Genomic DNA, 22,983 nt, shown 5'->3' with positions numbered 1-22,983 from the left:
TCGCGTGCGGCGCGACGCCCACGGCGTGCCGACGGTCGAGGCCGGCTCGCTGGAGGAGCTGGCGCACGCCCAGGGCCGGGTGACGGCGCACGACCGGGCCTGGCAGCTGGAGTCCGAGCGCTGGCGCGCCGAGGGGGTGCTCGCCGCGCACGTCGGCCCGAGCGGGCTCGCGTGGGACGTGCTCGCCCGCCGGGTGCGCCTGCAGGACACCGCCCGCCGCTGCTTCGCCGCGCTGGAGGCGCCCGTGCGCCGCTTCGTCGCGGCGTACGCCGAGGGCGTCGCCGCGGGTCTCCCCGAGGGCGCCGCGCGGTCGCCGGAGCTGCGCGCCCTCGGCCTCGACGGCGCTCACGTCGGCACGGGCCTCGACGGCGACGGGGACCCGGGGTGGCAGCCCTGGACGCCGCTCGCCGTGCTGCTCTCCCACCACCTCCTCTTCGGGTCGGTCGGCACGAAGCTCTGGCGCGAGCACGTGGTGAGCGGCATGGGTCCGGACCTCGGGCCCGACCTGGCGGCCGCCCTCGCCGTCGGACCGCCCGACGGCAGCAACGCCCTCGCCGTCGCCGGCTCCCGGACGGCGAGCGGCCTGCCCCTCGTCGCGGGCGACCCGCACCGCCTCCTCGAGCGCCCCGGCGTCTACCAGCAGGTGCACCTCGTGTGCGCCGCCGAGGGCGTCGACGTCGTCGGCCTCGCCTTCCCCGGCGTGCCCGGCGTCCCCCACTTCGGGCACGCAGGCTCGGTCGCGTGGGCGGTGACCAACGCCATGGCCGACTACCAGGACCTCCTCGTGGAGCGGCTGCGCGTCGAGGACGGAGGGGGACGGCTGCTCGCCCGCGGGCCCGAGGGGTGGGAGCCGGTGGACCGAGGCACCGAGGTCGTCGAGGTCGCGGGGGCCGACCCCGTCCGGGTCGACGTCGTCGAGACCGCCCGCGGGCCCCTCCTCGTGCTCGACCGGCGGCACCCCGACGCCCCGGCCCTGGCCCCCGCCCCAGCCATGGCCGACGGCGAGGAGGTCGAGGGCCTGGCCCTGCGCGCGCCCAGCCGGGTGCTCGCCGACGCCGGTGCCGCGGCCCTGCCCGCCCTGCTGCGGGCCCGGACGGCCGACGACGTCGAGCGCGCCTGGGGCGCGTGGGTCGAGCCGGTCAACAGCGTGCTCGTGGCCGACACCTCCGGCGCCGTCCGCCGCCTCGTCGCCGGGCGCGTGCCGCGGCGGGCGGAGCGGGCGCGCTGGCGTCCCGTGCCGGCCGACGACCCGGCGTGGGCGTGGACCGGCTGGGAGGAGCACCCGGCGCTGCGCGTGGCCGGCGACGGCGCGGGCGGCTCGCCCGAGGCGGACGCCGGCGTCGTCGTCACCGCGAACGACGAGCGGCCCGACGTCGCCCACCTCGGCACCGCCTTCGCGCCACCGCACCGCGCCCGGCGGCTGCGCGCGCTCGTCGGCGACCGCACGGGCCTCGCCGTCGACGACCTCGCCGCGACGCTCGTCGACACCGCGCACGGGTCGGCGCCGACTCTGCTGGCGCTCCTGCGGCGCGTGGCGCGGGCGGCGCCGACGGCGGGCCCGGCGCGCGACCTGCTCGAGCGCGCCCTCGCCTGGGACGGGCGCGCGGACCCGGGCAGCACCGGCGCCGCGGCCGCCGCCGCGTGGCGGGCCGCTCTGGTGCGACGGGTCGTCGCCGTCCCGCTGCTCGCACCCCTGCACCGGCCGCCCGCCGTCCCGGCCGCGCTGCTCCCGTGGCTGTCCCCCGTCGAGCGCGTCGGCGCGGCGCTCCCCCGCCTCCTCGACGTGCTGCCGGCCCACGGGGTCGACGTCGACGCGCTGGCCCTCGCCGCGCTCGAGGACGCCGCCGCGACCCCCGCCGGCGACCCGTCGGCGACGTGGGGCCGCCTGCACCGCCTACGCACCGTGCACGGCCTCGACGGGACGCCGTGGCACGACGCCGTCGAGCGCCCCGGTGAGGGCTCGCCCCTGCCCGGGGACACCGACTGCGTCCTCGCGACGGCGAGCGTCCCCGGCGTCTCGCCCGGCGGGCTCGGCGACACGGGCCTGCGCGGCCCCGTCGCGCGCTACGTGTGGGACCTCGCCGACCGCGGCGCGAGCCGCTGGGTCGTGCCGCTCGGCGCCGACGGCGTCCAGAGCGCGCCCCACGCCGCCGACCAGCTGCCGCTGTGGCTCGCGGGCCGGCTCGCACCCGTTCCCCCGAACCGGCCCGACGACGCCGACGACGGCCCGCCCGCCGCCCGCACCCCCGAGGAGACCGCATGACCACCGACGGCACGACCGCGAGCGCGGGGGCGCCCGCCGCCCCCGCGCTCGACGCCCGCCTGCCCGAGGGCCCGCGCCCGCTGCCCGACGGGCGCGTCCTCGACGTCCGCCGGCTCGACCCGGAGGCGGACGCCGCGACCGTCCACGCCTGGGTCGTCGAGCCGCGGGCCCGCTACTGGGGCATGGCCGACCGCACGGTCGAGCAGGTGCGCGAGGTCTACGCCTACGTCGACTCCCTCAGCACCCACCACGCCTACCTGCTGCGCCTCGACGGCCGGCCGGTCGCGCTGCTGCAGACCTACGACGCCCAGGCCGACCCGCTGGGCGAGGTCGACGGCGTCGAGCCCGGCGACCTCGGCATCCACCTGCTGCTCGCGCCGACGGAGGACCCGGAGCGCGGCTTCACCGCCCTGCTCGCCGCGGCCCTCGCGCCGCTGGCGGTGGGCAACGCGGGCGTCCGCCGCGTCGTCGTCGAGCCCGACGCCCGCAACGAGGCGGCCGCCGAGCGGCTGCGCCGCACCGGCTTCGAGATCGGGCCGGTCGTCGACGTCGCCGGCAAGACCGCGCGCCTGGCCTTCCTGCCGCGCGCCGTCCTCGAGGCGCTCGCCGGGTCGGCCGCGCCCGGTCGATGAGTCCCTTCCTTGTCCGTCGACGCACCGACGCAAGAGGGCGACGCGGTCGAGCGGCAGGGCCTCTGGTGTTCCGTCAAGCCTGAGCGACGTGACTACGGTGGCGCTCGTCCGCACGACGAGGGAGACGTCCAGGTGCCACCCCGCGCCCGCAAGACCGCCGAGCCCCTGGGCTTCGAGGAGACCCTCTGGAAGGCCGCGGACACCCTCCGCGGGTCCATGGACGCCGCCTCCTACAAGCACGTCGTCCTCGGCCTGATCTTCCTCAAGTACATCTCCGACGCCTTCGCCGAGCGACGCGCGGCGCTCGCGGTCGAGCTCGAGGCCGATGGCATCACCGGTGAGGACGCGTTCCCCTTGCTCGAGTCCCGCGACGAGTACACCTCGCAAGGCGTCTTCTGGGTGCCGGAGGCGTCGCGGTGGGACGCCGTCCGCGACGCCGCCAAGCAGCCGGACGTCGGACGGCGGATCGACGTGGCGATGGAGGCGCTCGAGGCCGACAACGCGAGCCTGCGCGGCGTGCTGCCGAAGGAGTACGCCGCTGCGACCGTCGACGCCCGTCGCCTGGGCCAGCTCGTCGACCTCGTCTCCGGCATCGGCTTCGGCGCCGACGAGCACGGCGGCAAGGACGTCCTGGGCCGGGTCTACGAGTACTTCCTCGGCAAGTTCGCCTCGGCCGAGGGCCGCAAGTCCGGGGAGTTCTACACGCCTCGGTCGATCGTCCGACTGCTCGTCGAGATGCTCGAGCCCTACACCGGCCGCGTCTATGACCCCTGCTGCGGGTCGGGCGGCATGTTCGTCCAGGCCGAGCGCTTCGTCGAGCAGCACGGTGGGCAGCGCACCGACCTCTCCGTCTACGGGCAGGAGTCGGCGTCGACGACGTGGAAGCTGGCCAAGATGAACCTCGCCATCCGCGGGATCGAGGCGGACCTCGGGCCGCGGTGGGCCGACAGCTTCCACGAGGAATTGCACCCGGACCTCAAGGCCGACTTCATCTTGGCGAACCCCCCTTTCAACGTGTCCGACTGGGGCGGCGCGTCGCTCCGCGACGACGCGCGGTGGCAGTACGGCACTCCTCCGGCGGGCAACGCGAACTTCGCCTGGCTGCAGCACATGGTCAGCCACCTGTCACCACGGGGGGCTGCCGGCGTCGTCCTGTCGAACGGCTCCCTGTCGACGCAGCAGTCGGGCGAGGGCGACATCCGCCGGCGGCTCGTCGAGGCCGACCTCGTCGAGTGCATCGTCGCCCTCCCTGGACAACTTTTCTACGGCACCGGCATTCCCGTCAGCCTGTGGTTCCTCAACCGTGACAAGACACCCGGCGGCTCGCGGCGGTGGCGTGATCGACGTGGCGAGATCCTCTTCTTGGACGCTCGTAGCCTAGGACAGATGGTGAGTCGCACCCATAAGGACCTCAGCGAGAATGACACCGCTCGCATGGCCGAGGTCTTCCACGCCTGGCGCGGCGAACCAGGCGCGCACACCTACGCGGACCAGCCTGGCTTTGCTTACGCCGCGCACCTGAATGAGGTGGCTGAGCACAACTACGTGCTGACATCAGGGCGCTACGTCGGCGCCGAGGCAGCGAGCCCCGAAGAGGAGCCACTTGCGGAACGTCTCAAGCGGCTGACAGGTGAGCTTGCGGACGCCTTCGCCGAATCATCCTCCGCGCAAGACCGCGTCCAGCGCGCCCTGGCGACAATTGATGCGTGACGACTGGCGGGAGGTGCGCCTCTCCGACGTCGTCGATATCTACGACGGCCCCCACGCCACGCCCCAGAAGACAGCCACTGGCCCCTGGTTCCTCAGCATCTCGTCCTTGCGCAACGGTCGACTCGACCTGACCCAGTCGGCGCACGTCGGCGAAGAGGACTTCGCCACCTGGACTCGTCGCGTGCAACCACGAAGGAACGACCTTCTCTTCTCCTACGAGACGCGACTCGGGGAGGCGGCGCTCATGCCTGAGGGCGTCCTAGCCTGCTTGGGACGTCGAATGGGACTGCTGAGGCTCCGCGATCCACACGTCGACCCTCGTTTCCTGTTGTACGCCTACCTGTCGCCGCAGTTCCAAGCGATCATTGAACGGCGGGCGGTGCGCGGCGCGACAGTCGATCGAATTCCCCTAAACGAGATGGGCAAGTGGACCGTTCGACTACCTGCGCGGGACACACAGAACGCCATTGCAGAGGTACTCGCGGCGCTTGACGACGCAGCGGATGGGACTGAGGTGGTTCGGACAAGAGCAACCGCTCTCAGCGCCAGCTTGCTACAGCACGCGTCGGTCACTGAAATGCAGATACCTCTCAGCAAGACGGCTGCGATCAACAAGGGCCTCTCGTACAAGGGCGCACACCTCGCGGACGCCGGCATGCCGATGGTCAACCTCGCCAACGCGGCGACCTTCGGCGGGTTCAAGCGCACAGGCTGGAAGTACTACACCGGCCCGTACCAGCCACGCCACGTCGCCCACGGCGGTGATCTCCTGGTGGCGAACACCGACCTGACCTGGAAGCTCGAGGCGCTCGGCTGGCCGATGCTGCTCCCCGACGACGTCCCGGAGGCGCTGTTCAGCCACCACGTCACCCGCATCGACTTCGCACCCGAGTGGCGGCACCTCCGGCTGCCCGTGTGGGCGCACCTCTTCACGACCGAGGCGCGCCAGCGGGTGGAGGGCATGGCCCACGGCACGACGGTGGCTGCTCTCCCGAAGGAGGCCCTGACCGACCTCGAGATCCCCGTCCTCCCGGCGGACGCACCGGTCCTGCGGCAGGCCGAGGCGCTGCTGCAGCGGGCCTGGGCGGCCGAGCGGGAGTCGGAGGCGCTCGTCCGCCTCCGCGACGCTCTGCTCCCCGGTCTTATGTCCGGCGAGATCCGCGTGGGAGAGGCCGAAGAGCGCGTCGAAGAGGTGGTCTGAGGTGGTCGACGGCTCGGGGCGGCCGTGGCCCTACCTGCTCACGCAGCACGTCTTCGACAAGGTCCGCGCCCTCGACATGGCGCTCGCCGAGCTGGAAGAGCTGCTCGGTACCGGAGAGGTGATCGAGGAGACCGTCCTGGCCGAGGAGGAGGTCAAGGAGCTCCTGCTCGTGGTCGACTGGGTCCGACCGCTCCACGTCGTCGTGGTCGTCGACTCGCGCCGTCGGGAGGAGAGGATCGTCACCGTGTACGAGCCCGACCCGGCGAGGTGGTCGCCGGACTTCCGCAGGAGGCGAGCCTGATGCGCTGCGATCACTGCGACAACGGCGAGCGCCGGCCCGTCCGGCGCGCCCAGGTCGCCGAGAAGGACGGCCGGACGGCGCTCGTCCTCGGCGTCCCCGTGGAGGTCTGCGACGCCTGCGGGCAGGTCTGGCTGTCGATGGAGACGGCGAAGCGGCTCGACGCCATGTTCACGCGGATGCTCGCGTCCGACCTCGAGGTGGCCACCCGCCACTTCGACACCGAGCAGCCCCGGGCTGCCTGAACGCACGGGGGCGGGCATGGGGGCGTTCGTCGCGGAGTCGGGCGTCGAGGAGGCGTGCCTCGAGTACTTCTCCGACGCCGGCTGGGACGTGCTCCACGGCCCGGAAATCGGACCGGGGCAGCCGCGGGCCGAGCGTGCGAGCTTCCGCGACGTCTTGCTCGAGGGGCGGCTCCGCCAGGCCGTGGCCGCCTTCAACCGACATCTCCCCGCCGACGCCGTCGACCGCGTCGTCGCCACGGTGCGCCGCGTCGAGAGCGCCGACGTCATGGCCGAGAACTGGCGCGTCCACCGGCTCGTCACGCAGGGCGTCCCGGTCGACTTCCGAGACGCTGCCGGGGAGCTCCGGCACGACATCGCCCGCCTCGTCGACTTCGACGACGCCCTCGCCAACGACTTCGTCGCCGTCAACCAGGTCAGCGTCGAGCAGGACCAACACGTCCGACGTCCGGACGTGCTCGCCTACGTCAACGGCTTGCCGCTCGGCGTGGTGGAGCTCAAGGCCCCCGGCCAGCCGGGAGCCGACCTGCGCGGCGCCTGGAAGCAGCTCGGCACGTACACCGCGCAGATCCCGGCGCTGATGAGCTTCACCGCCGTCTCGGTCATCTCCACGGCGCTCGAGGCCCGACTGGGGGCGCTCGGCGGCCGCTTCGAGCACCACGCGCCGTGGAAGACCGTCGACGGCACGCCGCCGCCCGCAGGCCAGCCGGAGCTCGAGGTGCTCGTCCACGGCGTCTTCACACCTGCGCGCTTCCTCGACCTCGTGCGGAGCTTCGTCGTCTTCACCGACGAGCGCGAGGGCCTCGTCAAGCGCATCGCCAAGTACCACCAGGTGCACGCGGTCAACCGGGCGGTGGCCGCGACGCTCGACGCCGTCGGGCGCGGGGACGGCCGGGCCGGTGTCGTCTGGCACACGCAGGGCTCCGGCAAGAGCCTGGAGATGCTCTTCTACGTCGGCAAGATCGTGCGCGAGCCGGCGATGGCGAACCCCACCGCCGTCCTGCTCACCGACCGCAACGACCTGGACGACCAGCTCTACAGCGAGGTCTTCGCCCCCGCGCGGACCCTCCCGGAGGAGCCCGTGCAAGCCGAGTCGCGGGAGCACGTGCGCCAGCTGCTGGGTGCGCGCGCGTCCGGGGGCATCGTGTTCTCGACGATGCAGAAGTTCGGGCTCACGCAGGCCGACCGCGACGCCGGACGGCGCTACCCGATGCTGTCGGACCGGCGGAACGTCGTCGTCATCGCCGACGAGGCGCACCGCACGCAGTACGACCTCATCGACGGACTGGCGCGGAACCTGCGCGACGCGCTGCCCCGCGCGGCGTTCATCGGCTTCACCGGGACGCCGATCGAGGCCGGCGACCGCAACACCCGGGCGGTGTTCGGGGACTACATCGACGTCTACGACCTCACGCAGGCGGTGCGCGACGAAGCCACCGTCCGCGTCTACTACGAGGCCCGTCTGGCGAAGGTGGAGCTGCCCGAAGAGGTGCGCTCCACGCTGGACGACGCCTTCGCCGAGGCGACCGAGGGCGCCGAGGACGACGCCCGCCACCGCCTCAAGAACCGGTGGGCTCGGGTGGAGGCCGTCGTGGGTGCCCGTGACCGCATCCGGCAGGTCGCGGCCGACCTCGTCGAGCACTGGGAGGCGCGCCGCGGGCAGATGCTCGGCAAGGCGATGGTCGTGTGCATGTCACGCCGCATCTGCGTGGACCTCTACGACGAGATCGTCGCCCTGCGCCCGCAGTGGCACAGCGACGACGACGCCGACGGCGCGCTCAAGGTGGTCATCACGGGGTCGGCCGCCGACGGCCCCGAGATGGCGCGTCATGTCCGCTCGAAGCAGGGGCTCCGGGACCTCAAGGACCGCGCGAAGGACCCGGATGACGCGCTGCAGCTCGTCATCGTCCGGGACATGTGGCTGACGGGCTTCGACTCGCCGTCGATGCACACGATGTACGTCGACAAGCCGATGCAGGGCGCGGGCCTCATGCAGGCGATCGCCCGGGTCAACCGCACCTTCCGCGACAAGCCCGGCGGGCTGGTCGTCGACTACATCGGCATCGCCGAGTCCCTGCAGGCGGCCCTCGCCGACTACACCGACCGCGACCGCGCCGGCCGCGAGGTGGGCGCCCCGGTGGAGGAGGCGCTGGCCCTCCTCGCGGAGAAGAGCGAGGTGATCGCCCAGCTCCTCCACGGCTGCGCCTGGCGCGAGGCGCTGACGTCCGGGACCGCGAAGGCCAAGCTCCACGCCATCGCTCTGGCGGTTGACCACCTGCTGACGCCCGGCGAGGACCTGGTCGACCGCTTCCGGCACCACACGCGCCTGGCGGCGCAGGCCTTCTCCCTCGTCCCGACCGAACCCGCGGCGGAGGCGTACCGCGACGACCTCGCCTTCTTCCAGGCCGTCGCCGCCCAACTCCCGAAGGGCGGCCGTGGCGGCGGCGGATCGGCCGACGACGCCGAGACGGAGACCGCCCTCCGCCAGGTCGTCTCCGACGCCGTGAGCGCGTCCGGGGTCGTGGACATCTACGCCGAGGCGGGGCTGGAGAAGCCGGACATCAGCATCATCGACGACGACCTCGCCGACCGGCTGTCCACGCAGCCCTACAAGAACCTGCAGGTCGAGCTGCTGCGACGACTGCTGGAGTCCGAGCTGCGCACTGTCGGGAAGATCAACGTCGTCGCCGAGCGCACCTTCAGCGAGATGCTCGAGCAGGCGATGCGCTCCTACACCAACCGCTCGCTCGACGCCGCCGACATCATCCGTGCCCTGGTCGACCTGGCCAAGGACCTGACGGCGCAGCGACGCCGGGGCGAGGAGCTCGGTCTGCGGGACGACGAGCTGGCGTTCTACGACGCCGTCGTCCAGAACGACTCCGCCGTGCTGGAGCTGGGCGACGAGACCCTGAAGGCCATCGCCCGTCAGCTCGTCACCGTCGTCAGGAGCAGCACGACCGTCGACTGGGACAAGCGGGAGCAGGTGCGCGCACTCCTCCGCAGCCGGATCCGCCGCCTGCTGACGACGCACAAGTACCCGCCGGACAAGCAGGACGAGGCCGTCGTGCTCGTGCTGCGCCAAGCGGAGGTGCTGGCCAGCGCCATCGCCGCCTGAGCGCCGACGGCACGCGCTGCACCCCCGCTCGGTACCGTCCCCCCGTGCGCCTCGCCGTCGTCATCCCCGCCAAGGACGAGGAGGAGCGGATCGACGCCACGGTCCGCGCCGCCCTCGCGATCGAGGGCGTCGACGTCGTCGTCGTCGTGGACGACGGGAGCTCGGACCGCACCGCCGTCACCGCCCGCGCCGCCGGGGCCCGCGTCGTGCGCCACCACCGCAACCGCGGCAAGGCGACCGCGCTGGAGAGCGGCGCCGCCCTCGTGCGCGACCTCGAGCAGCCGCCGGACGGCGTCGTCCACGACGCGGCCGGACGGGCGCTGGCGACCGACGAGCCCCGTGCGCTGCTGCTCGTCGACGCCGACCTCGGCGCGACGGCCGCCGCCACGGCCGCACTGGCCGTCCCCGTGCTCGCGGGCGAGGCCGACGCGAGCATCGCCGTCCTGCCGCCGCAGTCCTCCCCGGGCGGCGGCCGGGGGCTCGTCGTCGGCCTCGCCCGCCGCGGCATCCTCGCCGCGACGGGGTGGACGCCGACGCAGCCGCTCTCGGGCATGCGCTGCCTCACCCGCGAGGCCTTCGAGCGCGCCCGCCCCCTCGCGCCCGGCTGGGGCGTCGAGACGGCGATGGTCGTCGACCTGCTGCGCGCGGGGATGCGCGTCGTCGAGGTCCCGTGCGACCTGCAGCACCGCGTCTCCGGCCGCGGCTGGCGGGCGCAGGCGCACCGCGCGGCGCAGTACCGCGACGTCGTCCGCGCCCTCGCCGCGCGCGGGCAGCTCGGCGCCGTCCTGCCGCCGCGCGGCTGACCCTCCTCGGGGGCCTAGCGGGACGACGCCGCCGCGGGCTCGCGCTCGCCCGGCACGGCCGCGGCGTCGTCCTCGAGCGCCCGCGCCCCCGCCGCCGTGAGCAGCGGCACCATGAGCGTCGCCGCGACGGCGGGGATCGAGGTGCCGGAGTCGTTGACGGCGAAGCCGATGAGCACGAGCACGAGCCACGCGGCGAAGCCGGCGCGCAGGGCCGGCGCCCGGTCGAAAGCGCGGGTGAGGGCCGGGGGCCCCGAGGCGCCGGGGCGCAGGAGCACGAAGGCGACGAAGAGCGCGGCGATCGGCACGAGCAGGCCCTGCGGGTTGCCCGTCAGCACGCTGAGGTTCGCGCTGATCTTGCGCCCGACGACGTCGAGCGCGCCGCCGTCGAGCACCGTCTCGACGAAGCGCCCGAGGTGCGTGCGGTCCGCGGGCGCGCGCAGCCAGTCGAGCGTCGCCAGCAGGGCCATGACCACGGCCGTCCCGCCGCCGATGAGCAGGACGCGCCGCCAGGTGATGCGCACGCCGGCCACGAGCAGGGCGAGGACGGCGAAGGCCGGGACGATCGCCGGCGGCCCGCCGAAGTCGCTGCCCAGGCCGGGCGTCCCGTCGAGGACGGCGCAGGCGGCGCCGAGGACGGCGACGGCGGCGACGGCCGCGCGCCGGCGGCCCCGCCCGACGAGGTGGGCGGCGAGCGCGGTCGCGAGCAGCAGGCACCCCGTCGAGAAGAGGGCGAAGGGCGGGTTGCCGAGCCCGTAGAAACGCCCCGCGACGATGGGGTTGGGCCCCATGAGGCTCGACAGCTGCAGCGTCGAGCCCCCGACGACGTCGACGGCGAGGACGAGCGCCGTCGTCGCGGCGACGGCGCCGAGCGGGCCGACCACGCTGCGGCGCCAGGGCCCCAGCAGGGCCACCGCGGCGACGACGGCCGTCCACCCGGCGACGGCCGCCACGAGCGCGAGCGCCGAGGGCTCCGCCCGCCACCACGGGACGAGCCCGGCGAGGAAGGTCGCCACCGGCACCGACGCCCCGACGACCGAGACGCGGCGCAGCCAGGCGAGGACGCGGCGGCGCCCCCGGGGCCCGCCCGAGCGGCGGCGCAGCGCGACGATCGCCGCCCCGTAGAGGAGGAGCTGGGAGCCGTAGAGGGCGTAGAAGAAGGGGCCGACGACGGGCCGCACCTCGAGCGCCGCGCGGGCCAGGTCGAGGACGACGGCCCGCCGCTCCGCGGCGTCGAGGGAGGCGTCGACGGGCAGCACCGGGGCCCCGACGAGCCCGGCGGGGGCGTCGACGCCCAGGGTCACCAGCAGCGTCGGCGCGAGGTCCGTGGTCTGCAGGAGGCCGTCCTGACGGGTGCTCAGGGAGCCGACGAGGGTGGCCCCGTAGGCGTCGGCGACGCCGCCCGCGGCCGGCCCGACCGCGGCGAAGGCGCCGAGGTGGGCGGTGCTCGTGGCGTCCGCCAGGCTCGCGACGAGCACGGTGGCGTCCTCGTCCCCCACCGCCGCGAGGACGGCGCCGACGCGGGCGTCGAGCTGCTCGACGGTGCTGGCGGAGGCCTCCTCGGGCACCTCGCCGTCCGGGTCGACGTCGGCGAGCAGGCTGCCGGCGTCGACGACGACGAGCTCCGCGCCGTCCGCGACGAGCCCGCCCACGGCCTCGCCGAGCGCCTCCGGCTCGCGGGGCCGCGGCACGTGGGGCCCGGTGAGCACGCCGTCCGACGTGGCGAGGGCCACGGCGGCACCGGGGCCGACCGACGCCGTCGCGGTGCCCGCGTCGGCGAGGGCGTCGCCGAGCAGGCCGAGCCGGGCGTCATAGGGCTGCTCGGCCGCCGCCGCCTCGTACACCGGCCAGCGCGGCAGGGCGCCGTCCACGGGCTCGCGCACCGTCGTGCAGCGGGTGAGCACCTCCTGGGGGTCCGGCTCGGCGGCCTCGCCGTCGGCGGCCGCGACCTCCATGCCGGGCCGCGGGTCGAGGACGCGCGAGCCCGAGCTGACGGCGAGCCAGCCGTCGGCGGGGCACGCGCTGGCCGTCACCGACCGGACGGCGACGTCGCCGACGCCCGCGTCGCGCAGGAGGGCGCCGAGCACCGGCGTCCGCGCGGCGTCCTGCGGCTCGCCGCCGGGCCCGTCGCCCTCCTCGGCCTCCTCGACGAGGGGCGTGCCACCGCCGTCGACGGGCGTGACGTCGCCCCACCGGAGGCCGGGGACGCCGACGAGGACCACGGGACCGGGCACGCCCGCACCGGCCGACCGCTCCTCCGCGGCGCCGGCCGCCCGGGCGGCGGGGGCGCCGGCGAGCCCCCCGAGGAGGGCGAGGACGAGCGCGAGGAGGGCCGGCACGGGCCCGAGGGTAGGGGCCGCGCCTGGACCGCCCCTGGGGGCGACGGAGGACCGGCGGGCGCCCCTGCTAGCCTCCCCCGCGTTCACGAAGGGGAGTAGCCCCCAACCGCGGCGTCGACACACTGGCCGCCCCGCTCGCGCGGGTGCACCCGGTGCCGCGGACCGGACGTCGCGCTCGGCGCGCGCCCGGTGGGCGAGACCTTCGGCCGCGCACACCTGTGCGCCCGGCCGGAGGCGCACCTGCTCCCGGGAGGGCGCGCACGAGCCCCCGAGGACCCGTGGAACCCTTCTTCGTCTCGACCGCCGTCGGCTTCGGCGTCATCTTCGCCGCCGAGCTGGGCGACAAGTCCCAGCTCATGGCGCTGACCTTCGCCACGCGCTACCGCCCGTGGCCGATCATCGCCGCGATCACCGCCTCGACCGCCCTCGTGCACCTCGCCTCGGTCCTGCTCGGCGCCGCCGTCGGCGCAGCCCTGCCGACCACCGCCATCGCGGTGGTCGCAGGCCTCGCCTTCATCGGCTTCGGCGTCTGGACCTTCCGGGGAGACTCCCTCGACGAGGACGAGGAGCAGAAGGCCGAGCGCGCCGGCCGGTCGGTCTTCCTCACGGTCGCCGTCGCCTTCCTCCTCGCCGAGCTCGGCGACAAGACGATGCTCGCGACCATCACCCTCGCCGCGCGCGACGACGGCTTCGCCGAGATCGCCGGCACGTGGCTCGGGTCGACGGTCGGCATGGTCGCGGCCGACGCCCTCGCCATCGTCCTCGGCTACCACCTCGGCAAGCGGCTCCCCGAGCGCGCCGTCGCCATCGGGGCCGGCGTCCTGTTCGTGCTCATCGGGGCGTGGCTGCTCGTGGACGCCCTGCTGATCGGCTGAGGGTCGGGCCGCCGCGGCTCCCCGGTCGGGAGCGGCCGGGTCAGACGACCCGGGCGGGGCGGGACGGCGCGGACCGGCGACCGCGCACGCGGCCCGTGACGCCCGCGGCGAGCACGACGACGGCCGCCAGCGCCGCGACGACGACCACGACGCCCGAGGAGTCCTCGCCGCTCGAGCGCCCGACGGCGACCCAGGCGAGGCCCCAGCCGAGGGATAGGGCCGGGGCGACCCGGCCGGAGGCCAGCGACAGCCACGCACCGATCGCCGCGGCGACGGCGAGCACGACGACGGCCCAGGCACTCTCCCCCAGCCCGAGGCCGCCGACGCCGAGGCCGGACAGCCAGGCCGAGACGTTGGCCACGGTGGCGATGAGGACCCAGCCGAGGTAGATGCCCGCGACGCCGTCGACGAGCAGCGCCTCCGCCCACCCGGACGGCGACGACCGCGCCAGCCGCGCGAGCACCACGCCGAGCACGGCGACCAGCGCGACGATGACGAGCACGCTGAGCGTCACCGAGCCGAGCTGCACGACGGTGATCCACGCCGCGTTGAGGAGCATCGACGCCGCCAGCAGCCAGCCCACCGACCGCTGCCGCGGGTCCGCCGGCCGCGCCGCGACGAGCTGCCAGACGCCGTACGCCACGAGGCCCGCGTAGATGACGCCCCAGATCGAGAAGGCCGGACCGGCGGGGGCGACGAGCGTCGCCGTCGCCGACAGCGTCCCGTCCGCGGCCTCGTCGATCGGGGTGCCGCCGAGGGCCCCCGAGCCGATCGTCGAGACGACGAGCGCGAGCACCGCGCTGCCGAGCACCACCCGCTGCCGCGTGCGGTCGCGGGGCGTCGTGCCGGAGCTGGAGGTCTTTCCACGAGCGAACGTCTCCATGGCGGAGAGAGTAGCCTCGGCCCCGTGAGCGCGCACCCGCCCGACGACGCCGACGGCACCGCCCGGGCGGAGGTGCTGCGCGCGCTGCAGCGCGTGGTGCAGGAGACCGACCGCTACGTCGACGAGGTCGGGGCGCGCCACGGCTCGGCGCGCACCGACCTGGAGGCCGTCGCGGCCGTCGTCGAGGCCGACCGCCGCGGCGAGGAGCACAGCCCCGGCACGCTCTCGCGCCACCTCGGCCTCAGCTCGCCCGCGACGACGGCGCTGCTCGACCGGCTCGAGCGGTCCGGGCACGTCCGGCGGGCCCGCAGCGGCACCGACCGCCGCCGGGTCGTCGTCGAGGTCACCGACGTCGCGCGCGACCTCGGCCGCGACGTCTTCTCCCCCATGGCCGCCGAGCTGCGCGCCGTCCTCGCGCGCTACGACGGCGAGGAGCTGGCGCTGCTCGGGCGCTTCCTCGACGAGGCGGCCGACGCCGTCGCGCGCGGACGCCGCCCGACGGACGGCTGACCCCCGCGAGGAGCGCCACCACCCGGTCCGGTGGCGGTGTCCACAGGCGCCCCCGCCGCGAGCCCCGGTCGGCCACACTGTCGCCCGCGCGCCGGAACCGGCGCGAGCCCCCGCCGCGGCGGGGCGACGACGACGTGACGGGGAGCCCGCTCAGGCATGGACATCGCAATCGGAACGCTCATCGCCCTGGTCCTCGTGGGGGTGGTCGTCCTCGTCCTCCTGGTCCTGGGCGTCTCCGCGGTGCGGCGCTACAAGATCGCCAACCCGTCCGAGGCGCTCGTCGTCGTCGGGCGCAAGGGCGGCAAGCCCGTGCTCAACCCCGAGACGGGCGAGTCCTCGATGGACCTGTCCGGCCAGCGCGTCGTCATGGGCGGCGGCGTCTTCGTCAAGCCCTTCGTCGAGCAGGCCTACGCGCTGTCCCTGGCCTCGCGCTCCATCCGCGTGCAGATCCGCGGCGCGGTGTCGCAGCAGGGCATCCGGCTCAACCTCGACGCCGTCGCCATCGTCAAGGTGGGCGGCACGGAGAACAACGTGCGCGCGGCCGCGCAGCGCTTCCTGCACCAGCAGGACGAGATCGAGTCCTTCACGCAGGAGGTCCTCGCCGGCTCGCTGCGCTCCATCGTCGGCACGCTGACGGTCGACGAGATCATCCGCGACCGCGCCGCCTTCGCGCGCCAGGTCGCCGACGAGTCGGTCTCCTCGCTCAACAACCAGGGCCTCGTCCTCGACACCTTCCAGATCCAGGACGTCTCCGACGACAGCAACTACCTGCGCGACCTCGGCCGCCCCGAGGCCGCCGCGGCCGCCCGCAACGCGGCCATCGCCGAGGCCGACGCCCAGCGCGAGTCCTCCCAGCGCGAGGCCGCGGCCCAGCAGCTCGTCGCCGAGGCCGAGCGCGACCTGGCCCTGCGCCAGGCCACCTTCCGCGCCGACACCGACCGGGCGCAGGCCGAGGCGGAGGCGGCCGGCGCGCTCGCCAAGGCCGCCCAGGACCAGGAGGTCCTCACCGTCCAGGAGCGGGTGGCCCAGCGGCAGGCCACGCTGACCGAGACCCAGCTCGACACCGACGTGCGCAAGCCCGCCGACGCCGCCCGGTACAAGACCGAGCAGGAGGCGCAGGCGCGCCGCAGCGCCGTCCAGTACGAGGCCGAGGGCCGGGCGGCGTCGTCCGTCGCCGACGCCAAGGCCGCCGCCGAGCGCACCCGCCTGTCGGCCGACGCCGACGCGCAGCGCCTGCGCATCAGCGCCGAGGCGGAGGCCCGCGCCGTCCGCCTCGCCGCCGAGGCCGAGCTGGCCCGGCGCACCGCGCAGGCCGACGCCCGCCGCCTGGAGGGCGAGTCCGAGGCCGCCGCGATCGAGGCCAAGGGCCGCGCCGAGGCCGCCGCGCGGCGCGAGCTCGCCGAGGCCTTCGCCGGGTACGGCGACGCCGCCCGCCTGCAGATGGTCGTCGACGTCCTGCCCGAGATGGCCCGCGCCCTGGCCGAGCCGCTCGGCTCCATCGACGACCTCACCGTCATCTCCAACGACGGCGCCGGGGCGCTCTCCCGCTCGGTCGCCGGCAACCTGCACGAGACCCTCGAGACGGTGCGGCGCACGACGGGCATCGACCTGACCTCGCTGCTCGGCGGCTCCCGCTCGGGCTCGGGCGGCGGCGCGCCGGTGCGCCCGGTGCGCACCGCCGCGCCCGCGCCCGGCAGCACCGCCCCGGGCGGCTTCGGCTCCGGCGACGAGGACGGCAGCGGGACCGACGGCTCGTGAGCCCCGAGGCGAAGGGGCGCCCGGGGGCCCGCCGCTACGGCTACCTCGGCCCCGAGGGCACCTTCACCGACGCCGCCCTGGCCGGCGCCCTCGCGGCGCGCGGCGAGGGCGGCGCCGAGAAGGTGGCCACGCCGAGCGTCGACGCCGCCCTGGCGGCGGTCCGCGCCGGCGACCTCGACGCCGCCATGGTGCCGATGGAGAACTCCGTCGAGGGCGGCGTCGCCGCCACCCTCGACGGGCTCGCCGGCGGCGACCCGCTCGTCGTCCTGGCCGAGGCGCTCGTGCCGGTCTCCTTCGTCCTCGCCGCCCGGCCCGGCACCCGCGCGGAGGACGTCCGGGTCGTCAGCACGCACACGCACGCCCACGCCCAGTGCCGCGGCTGGCTCGCGGCGCACCTCCCCGCGGCCGGCTACGTGCCGAGCGCCTCGACGGCGGCGGCCGCGGCCGGGCTGGCCGAGGGCGCCCCCGCCCCCGGCTACGAGGCCGCCCTGTGCGCGGAGGTCGCCGCCGAGCGCTACGGCCTGCAGGTGCTCGCGCGCGACGTGGGCGACACGGCGGGCGCCGTCACGCGCTTCGTGCTCGTCGGCCGCCCCACCGCCCCGCCGCCGCGGACGGGCGCCGACCGCACGAGCGTCGTCGCCTTCCAGCCGGAGGACCACCCCGGCATGCTGCTCGAGATCCTCGAGCAGTTCGCCTCGCGCGGGGTCAACCTCACGCGGATCGAGTCGCGGCCCACCGGCGACGCGCTCGGGCGCTACTGCTTCGCCATCGACGCCGAGGGCCACGTCGAGGACGCCCGGGTCGCCGAGGCGCTCCTCGGCCTGCACCGCTTCTGCCCCCAGGTGCGCTTCCTCGGCTCCTACCCCCGGGCCGACGCGCGACCGGTGCCCGTGCGCCCGGGCACCGGCGACGCCGACTTCACCGCCGCGCGGGCGTGGCTCGACGCGGTCCGCCGGGGCGCACCGCCGCCCTGACCCCCCCTGCCGGGCGGGAGGACCGCCGGCCGGTCGACGGGGTGTCGACACCGCGTCGACCGGCAGCGGCGTCCGACGGCGCGATGTCGGCCCGCGTCCGTACTATCGACGCCGTGACGGACATCGACGGGCTCACCGCCGTGCAGCCCTTCGCGGGCGCGGTGCTGCCGTCCGTCGTCCGCGACACCCCGGCCGCCGTCCTGCTCGTCGACCTCGACGAGGGCGACGTCGTCTTCGCCAACCACCTCGCCCGCCAGCTGGCGCCCGGCACGGGCCTGCCCGTCGGCATCCCCGAGTGGTCCCGCGCCGCGGGCCTGCGCGACGCCACCGGCGAGGACATGGAGGACGGCCCCGCGCCGCTGCGCCGCGTCGCCTCGGGCGAGCCCGTCACGGGCGAGGCCGTGACCGCCGAGCGCGGGTCGGACGCCACCTCGGCCCGCGAGGCGCTGTGGGTGGTCGGCTTCCCCCTCACCGACGCCCCGCCGCCGCTGGCGCGCCAGGCCCTGGTCGTCATGCTGCCGCTGCGCGAGCAGGAGGCCGTCGCCGAGCTGCAGGACGGCGGGGACCTCCGCTACCGCGCCGTCGTCGCGAGCGACCTGTCGTTCACCATCAGCGACCCCCACCGCGAGGACGACCCGCTCGTGTGGGTCAATCCCGCCTTCACGCGCACCACGGGGTACACCTCCGAGGACGTCGTCGGTCGCAACTGCCGCTTCCTCCAGGGCCCCGCCACCGACCGCGAGGCCGTCGCCCGCATCTCCCGCGCCCTGCGCGAGGACGAGCCCGTCACCGAGGTCCTCCTCAACTTCCGGGCCGACGGCACCGCCTTCTGGAACGAGGTGGTCATCAGCCCGGTGTTCGACGCCGACGGCCGCCTCACCCACCACGTGGGCGTCCAGTCCGACGTCACCGCGCGGGTCGAGGCCGCCGCCGAGCGCGACCGGGCGCTCGAGGCCGCCCGCCGCGCGAACGCCCGGCTCGAGGCGCTGGCGCGGGTGAGCAGCGCGCTGTCCAGCCGCCTCGACAGCCACGAGGCCCTCGCGGTGCTGCCGGGGCTCGTCGTGCCCGACCTCGCGGTCTGGGCCTTCGCCATCGGCACCGACGACACCGGGCGGCCGTCGGCCTTCCACGTCGCCCACGGCGACCCGGCGATGGCCGAGCACGCGCGGGTGCTGGCCACCGAGGACGCGCACCGGTACGCGCACGGCCCGCAGCTGGCCGAGCTGCTCTCCGGCGCGGTCACCGACCCGATCTCCTGGGAGCTCGACGTCGATGAGGCCGCCGGGCCCCTCGAGCGCGAGGAGAGCCGCGAGGCCGTCCGGGCCATGGGCATGACGCGGGTGGTCCTCGTGCCGCTGCGCGCGCGCGGTCGCACCACGGCCGTGCTCGGCCTCGTCGTCGTCGACGGCAGCGCCCCCGGCCCGACCGACCTGGCGACCATGGCGGACGTCGGCGTGCGCGCCGGCCTGGCCATCGACAACGCACGCCTCTACGAGCGCGAGCACGCGGCCGCCCTGACGCTCCAGCGCAGCCTCCTGCCCGACCTGCCGGAGCTCGACGACTTCGACGTCGCGGCCACCTACCTCCCGGCGGCCGTCGGCGCCGAGGTCGGCGGCGACTGGTACGACGTCCTCGACCTGCCCGACGGCGGCCTCGGCGTCGCCATCGGCGACGTCATGGGCCACGACCTGCAGGCCGCCGCCGCCATGGGCCAGCTGCGCTCGGTCCTGCGCTCCTACGCCTGGAGCGGCGACGAGCCCGGCGCCGTCCTGCGCCGGCTGGACCTGCTCGTGCGGGGCCTCGGCATGGCGGGCCTCGCGACGTGCGTGTACGCCCGCGTGGCCTGCGCCGAGGACGGGAGCCGCTGCGCGGTCACCTACGCCAAGGCGGGCCACCCGCCGCCGATGCTGCTGCTGCCCGGGGGCGCCGTCGAGCGCCTCGACCAGGCGCTCACGACCCCCATCGGGGTCGCCGCCCCGCGCACGCTCGTCGACCAGGCCGAGGTGCCCATGCCCCCCGGCGCGGCGCTCGTGCTCTACACCGACGGCCTGCTCGAGCGGCGGGACCGGCCGCTGCGGCAGGGCATCGACGAGCTGGCGCAGGTGCTCTCCCAGGCGCCCGAGGGGTGCAGCGCGGCGGCGCTGCGCGACCTCGTCGTCGCCCGCTTCACCGACGGCGGCCTCGACCTCGAGGACGACACGTGCGTCCTCGTCGTGCGCCGCAGCCCCGACGCCCCGGAGTGACCCCCGCCGCTCCTCCGGGCGTCCGCGGGCCGGGGGGCAGCGGGTCGGGCGGGCGCTCCTCAGGCCGCCGAGCTCAGGCGGCTGAGCTCTACGTCCTCCAGGGGGACGGGGCGCTGGAGGTGGTAGCCCTGCGCGGCGTCGCACCCGGCGTCCCGCAGCGCGGCCACCTGCTCCGCCGTCTCGACGCCCTCGGCGGTGACCTCGAGGTCCAGGGCGCGCGCCATGGCCAGCACGGCGTCGACGACGGGCGTGCACCCCTCGCCGGGGACCACGCGGTCGACGAAGGACTTGTCGAGCTTGAGGACGTCGACGGGCAGCTGGTCCAGACGGGAGAGCGTCGACCAGCCGGTGCCGAAGTCGTCGACCGCCACCCGGACGCCGGCGCCGCGCAGCGCGGTGAGCGACGCCGTCATGGTCGGCGCCTCCGCGAAGGCCGTCTCCGTCACCTCGAGGACGAGGTCGGAGGCGGGCAGCCCGCTGTCGGCCAGCGCTCGCAGCACCCGCCCCGGGTAGGCCGGGGAGGCGAGCTCCGCGCCCGAGACGTTGACGGCGACCCCCGCGGTGGCGCCGGTGCGGCGCTGCCAGGCGCGCACCTCGTGGCAGGCGGCCCGCAGGACGCGCGCCCCGAGGAGGTCGACGACGCCCGTGGCCTCGGCCAGCGGCAGGAAGGTGCTGGGCGGCAGGAGGCCGCGCTCGGGGTGCTGCCACCGCACGAGGGCCTCGACGCCGCTCAGCGCGCCTGTCCCGAGGTCCACGACGGGCTGGTAGCGCAGCACGAGCTCGCCGTCGGTGATGGCGCGGAGGAGCTCCTCGGCCTCGGGGGTGTCGAGGCTGGCGGGCAGCAGGCCGCGCCGGCGGCGCTTGGCGGCGTAGAGGTCGGCGTCGGCGCGCTGCCGCCACGTCGCCGCGGAGTCGCTCGCGTCGAGCACCGCGACGCCGAAGGACACGCGCTGCTCGTCGGGGACGTCGGCGGTGGCCTCCTCCAGGCGGCGGCGCGCCTCGTCCCCGCCGGCCTCGACGACCCACACGAACTCGTCCCCGCCGATGCGCGCGAGGAGCCCGTCCGGCAGCCGGCTCCGCAGGTGGCGGGCGACGGCGACGAGCCGGGCGTCCCCCGCGCCGTGGCCGTGGGTGTCGTTGACCTCCTTGAACCCGTCGAGGTCGAGCATGGCGAGGCTCGTCGCCCCCGGCGGCGGGACCGCCACGTGGGCGTCGAGGGCCCGGGCGAGCGCCCGCCGGTTGGGCAGCTGGGTGAGGTCGTCGACGTCCGCGCGCGCGACGGCCCGGCTCAGCACGACCCCGAGGACGGCGACGGCGACGAGCGCGACCGCCACGTAGACGGCCTCGACGACGGTGCCGCCCCCCGGCGCGAGGAGCCGCAGCGCGACGGCGACGGCGACCACGACGCCGAGGTGCACCGCCGCCGGCCGCGGGCGCAGCAGCAGCGCGGACGGCAGCACCCCGAGGACGGCGAGGCCGGTGACGGCGACGAGCCGCGAGCGGTCCCCCGCCGCGTCGACGGCGGCGACGACGAGCAGCAGCTCACCGGCGATGACGGCGGCGTTGAGGACGGTCCAGGAGACGACGGCCCGCAGCAGCACGAGCGCCGCCCCGCCGACCGCCGTGGTGGCCGCGATGGCGAGCAGCAGCGCGGGCGTCTGGCCGGCCGCCGGGAAGAGGGCCGACAGGAGGGCGCAGAGGGAGCCGAGGAGGAGGACGGCCCCGGCCGACGCCCCCGCGACGGGGGTCGGGCCGCCGTCGACGGCCCCGGTGGCCCGTGGTCCCCTTGCTCGTCCCTGCACGAGCGCACCCTCCCCCGTCCAGCCCAGTCCTGCTACCCCCAGTGACTCATGGTGCCTCAGCGTGGCGGGAGGTCGGGACGCGACCGGGGCGCCGGGGTCCCCCGGACGGAGCAGCCGCGCCCCCGGCCGGACGTCGTAGCCCTCCTCCTCCACGACCCGTGGAGAGCGGGGTTCCTCCTCGCCCTCGTGGCGCACCTGCGCGTGGGCGACCGGGACGTCGTCCCGACGCCGTCGGCAGCGGACTTCGAGGGCCGCCGCGCCGTCCGTCGCCCCTCGAAGTCCGCGCTCGTGCGCGCGCCGCGGCGTGCCGACCCGCGAAGTCCGCGGCCCCATCGCTGGTCGACCCCGCGGGCCGGCGCACCTCGGTGGTGGACGGCGTGGGACGGCACGCCGTCCCCGGCCCCACGAGGTCCACCCGCACCGGCGGCGACCCGGGAGGAGGCGTCAGAGGAGCGGGCGCACCGCGGCGTAGCCGACGAAGGCGACGGCGTCGATGAGGAAGTGCGCGACGACGAGGGGCATGACCCGGCCCGTGCGTCGGTAGACGAGGGCGAAGACGACGCCCATGACGACGTTGCCGACGAAGGGTCCGATGCCCTGGTAGAGGTGGTAGCTGCCGCGCAGGAGAGCACTGACCGCGATGGCGGCGACCGGCCCCCAGCGCAGGTCCTGCAGGCGCCGCAGGAGCCAGCCGACGACGACCACCTCCTCGAGGACCGCGTTCTTGACGGCCGCGAGCAGGAGGACGGGCACGGTCCACCAGTAGGTGTCGAGCGCCGCCGGGACGACGTCGGCCGTGACGCCGAGCGCCCGGCCGGCGAGGTAGAGCCCCAGCCCGGGGATGCCGATGAGGGCCGCCAGGCCGACGCCCCGGAGGACGTCGCGGCCGGGCGCGCGCAGGTCGAACCCCAGGGACCGGGCCGCCGAGCGCACCCCTCCCCCGACGCTCCACCCCAGCAGGGCCAGGGCCAGCACCACCGGCACGAGCGCTGTCGCGTTCGCCAGCAGCTGGTAGGTGAGGTCCAGGTACGGCCGGTCGCTGCGCGAGGCGTTGAGCGTCGCCGTCGCCTCGCGCAGGGGCCCCCGCGTCCAGGTCGCGACGAGGCTGACCACGGCGTAGACGGCCGAGGCGCCCAGGCTCAGGGCGAGGACGAGGAAGACCTCGACGCGCACGCGCCCCCGGTCGGGAGCTCCGGCGCTCGCCGTTCCGGGCGCGACCGGCGCGGCTGCGGGCTCGGGCATGCCCGCAGGCTAGGCGCGCCGCCCGGACCGGCCCTGGACGTGCGCTGTGAGCGGCCCGTGACCGGCGGCTCCGCCACCCAGCCCGACCGGCGGCTC

At 76.0% G+C, this 22,983-nt stretch carries 17 protein-coding genes; 13 read left to right on the top strand and 4 right to left on the bottom strand.

Features of this window, described 5'->3' with window-relative positions; translation table 11 throughout:
- The first annotated feature begins 25 nt into the window (after positions 1-25).
- From Q0789_RS04350 to Q0789_RS04315, 8 genes are all read left to right on the top strand, one after another.
- Positions 26-2,263, top strand: coding sequence for a penicillin acylase family protein (locus Q0789_RS04350; RefSeq protein WP_366917630.1), 2,238 nt, complete (start codon positions 26-28; stop codon positions 2,261-2,263).
- Entirely contained in the window at positions 2,260-2,895 is a 636-nt protein-coding gene (locus Q0789_RS04345) for a GNAT family N-acetyltransferase (RefSeq protein ID WP_298802492.1), read from the top strand. The genes Q0789_RS04350 and Q0789_RS04345 overlap by 4 nt, the downstream gene beginning before the upstream one ends.
- Positions 2,896-3,027: 132 nt before the next feature.
- Positions 3,028-4,605, top strand: coding sequence for a class I SAM-dependent DNA methyltransferase (locus Q0789_RS04340; RefSeq protein ID WP_366917639.1), 1,578 nt, complete (start codon positions 3,028-3,030; stop codon positions 4,603-4,605).
- Positions 4,598-5,806: a restriction endonuclease subunit S gene (locus Q0789_RS04335; RefSeq protein WP_298802487.1), complete on the top strand. Its 1,209-nt coding sequence runs from the start codon at positions 4,598-4,600 to the stop codon at positions 5,804-5,806. Before Q0789_RS04340 ends, Q0789_RS04335 begins: the two co-directional genes overlap by 8 nt.
- 1 nt (position 5,807) lies before the next feature.
- On the top strand, positions 5,808-6,107 hold the full coding sequence (locus Q0789_RS04330; RefSeq protein WP_298802485.1) for a DUF4258 domain-containing protein: 300 nt from the start codon (positions 5,808-5,810) through the stop codon (positions 6,105-6,107).
- Entirely contained in the window at positions 6,107-6,349 is a 243-nt protein-coding gene (locus Q0789_RS04325) for a YgiT-type zinc finger protein (RefSeq protein WP_298802483.1), read from the top strand. The genes Q0789_RS04330 and Q0789_RS04325 overlap by 1 nt, the downstream gene beginning before the upstream one ends.
- Before the next feature lie 16 nt (positions 6,350-6,365).
- Positions 6,366-9,461: a type I restriction endonuclease subunit R gene (locus Q0789_RS04320; protein ID WP_298802481.1), complete on the top strand. Its 3,096-nt coding sequence runs from the start codon at positions 6,366-6,368 to the stop codon at positions 9,459-9,461.
- A gap of 44 nt (positions 9,462-9,505) precedes the next feature.
- Positions 9,506-10,264 carry a glycosyltransferase gene (locus tag Q0789_RS04315; protein WP_298802479.1) on the top strand — a complete coding sequence of 253 codons (759 nt, stop codon included), beginning with the start codon at positions 9,506-9,508 and terminating at the stop codon, positions 10,262-10,264.
- 14 nt (positions 10,265-10,278) lie between these two features.
- Here the strand turns inward: Q0789_RS04315 and Q0789_RS04310 are convergent, their stop codons facing one another.
- Positions 10,279-12,600, bottom strand: a complete 2,322-nt coding sequence (locus tag Q0789_RS04310; RefSeq protein WP_298802477.1) for a hypothetical protein — start codon at positions 12,598-12,600, stop codon at positions 10,279-10,281.
- A gap of 278 nt (positions 12,601-12,878) precedes the next feature.
- On the opposite strand from Q0789_RS04310, the gene Q0789_RS04305 reads away from it, so the two are divergent.
- Complete coding sequence (locus tag Q0789_RS04305) at positions 12,879-13,475, top strand: TMEM165/GDT1 family protein (RefSeq protein WP_298802474.1); 597 nt, start codon at positions 12,879-12,881, stop codon at positions 13,473-13,475.
- A gap of 40 nt (positions 13,476-13,515) precedes the next feature.
- Here the strand turns inward: Q0789_RS04305 and Q0789_RS04300 are convergent, their stop codons facing one another.
- Complete coding sequence (locus tag Q0789_RS04300) at positions 13,516-14,358, bottom strand: TspO/MBR family protein (protein ID WP_298802472.1); 843 nt, start codon at positions 14,356-14,358, stop codon at positions 13,516-13,518.
- 24 nt (positions 14,359-14,382) lie between these two features.
- On the opposite strand from Q0789_RS04300, the gene Q0789_RS04295 reads away from it, so the two are divergent.
- From Q0789_RS04295 to Q0789_RS04280, 4 genes are all read left to right on the top strand, one after another.
- Entirely contained in the window at positions 14,383-14,868 is a 486-nt protein-coding gene (locus tag Q0789_RS04295; protein WP_298802470.1) for a MarR family transcriptional regulator, read from the top strand.
- Positions 14,869-15,024: 156 nt separating this feature from the next.
- Positions 15,025-16,626, top strand: a complete 1,602-nt coding sequence (locus tag Q0789_RS04290) for a flotillin family protein (RefSeq protein WP_298802468.1) — start codon at positions 15,025-15,027, stop codon at positions 16,624-16,626.
- Positions 16,623-17,600 carry a prephenate dehydratase gene (pheA, locus tag Q0789_RS04285; RefSeq protein ID WP_298802466.1) on the top strand — a complete coding sequence of 326 codons (978 nt, stop codon included), beginning with the start codon at positions 16,623-16,625 and terminating at the stop codon, positions 17,598-17,600. The genes Q0789_RS04290 and pheA overlap by 4 nt, the downstream gene beginning before the upstream one ends.
- Before the next feature lie 113 nt (positions 17,601-17,713).
- Positions 17,714-19,843: a SpoIIE family protein phosphatase gene (locus tag Q0789_RS04280; RefSeq protein ID WP_298802464.1), complete on the top strand. Its 2,130-nt coding sequence runs from the start codon at positions 17,714-17,716 to the stop codon at positions 19,841-19,843.
- A 59-nt stretch (positions 19,844-19,902) separates the two neighbouring features.
- Here Q0789_RS04280 and Q0789_RS04275 read toward each other — a convergent pair whose 3' ends face one another.
- Entirely contained in the window at positions 19,903-21,645 is a 1,743-nt protein-coding gene (locus Q0789_RS04275; protein WP_298802462.1) for a bifunctional diguanylate cyclase/phosphodiesterase, read from the bottom strand.
- Positions 21,646-22,089: 444 nt separating this feature from the next.
- A complete protein-coding gene (locus Q0789_RS04270; protein WP_298802460.1) occupies positions 22,090-22,887 on the bottom strand; it encodes a CPBP family intramembrane glutamic endopeptidase in 798 nt (265 codons plus the stop codon).
- Positions 22,888-22,983: the final 96 nt, after the last annotated feature.

This window comes from uncultured Pseudokineococcus sp., assembly GCF_947499845.1.
In the GTDB taxonomy this organism is placed as follows: domain Bacteria; phylum Actinomycetota; class Actinomycetes; order Actinomycetales; family Quadrisphaeraceae; genus Pseudokineococcus.
The sequence above is the reverse complement of the archived record's forward strand: the minus strand, read 5'-3'. Positions and strand labels throughout refer to the sequence as shown.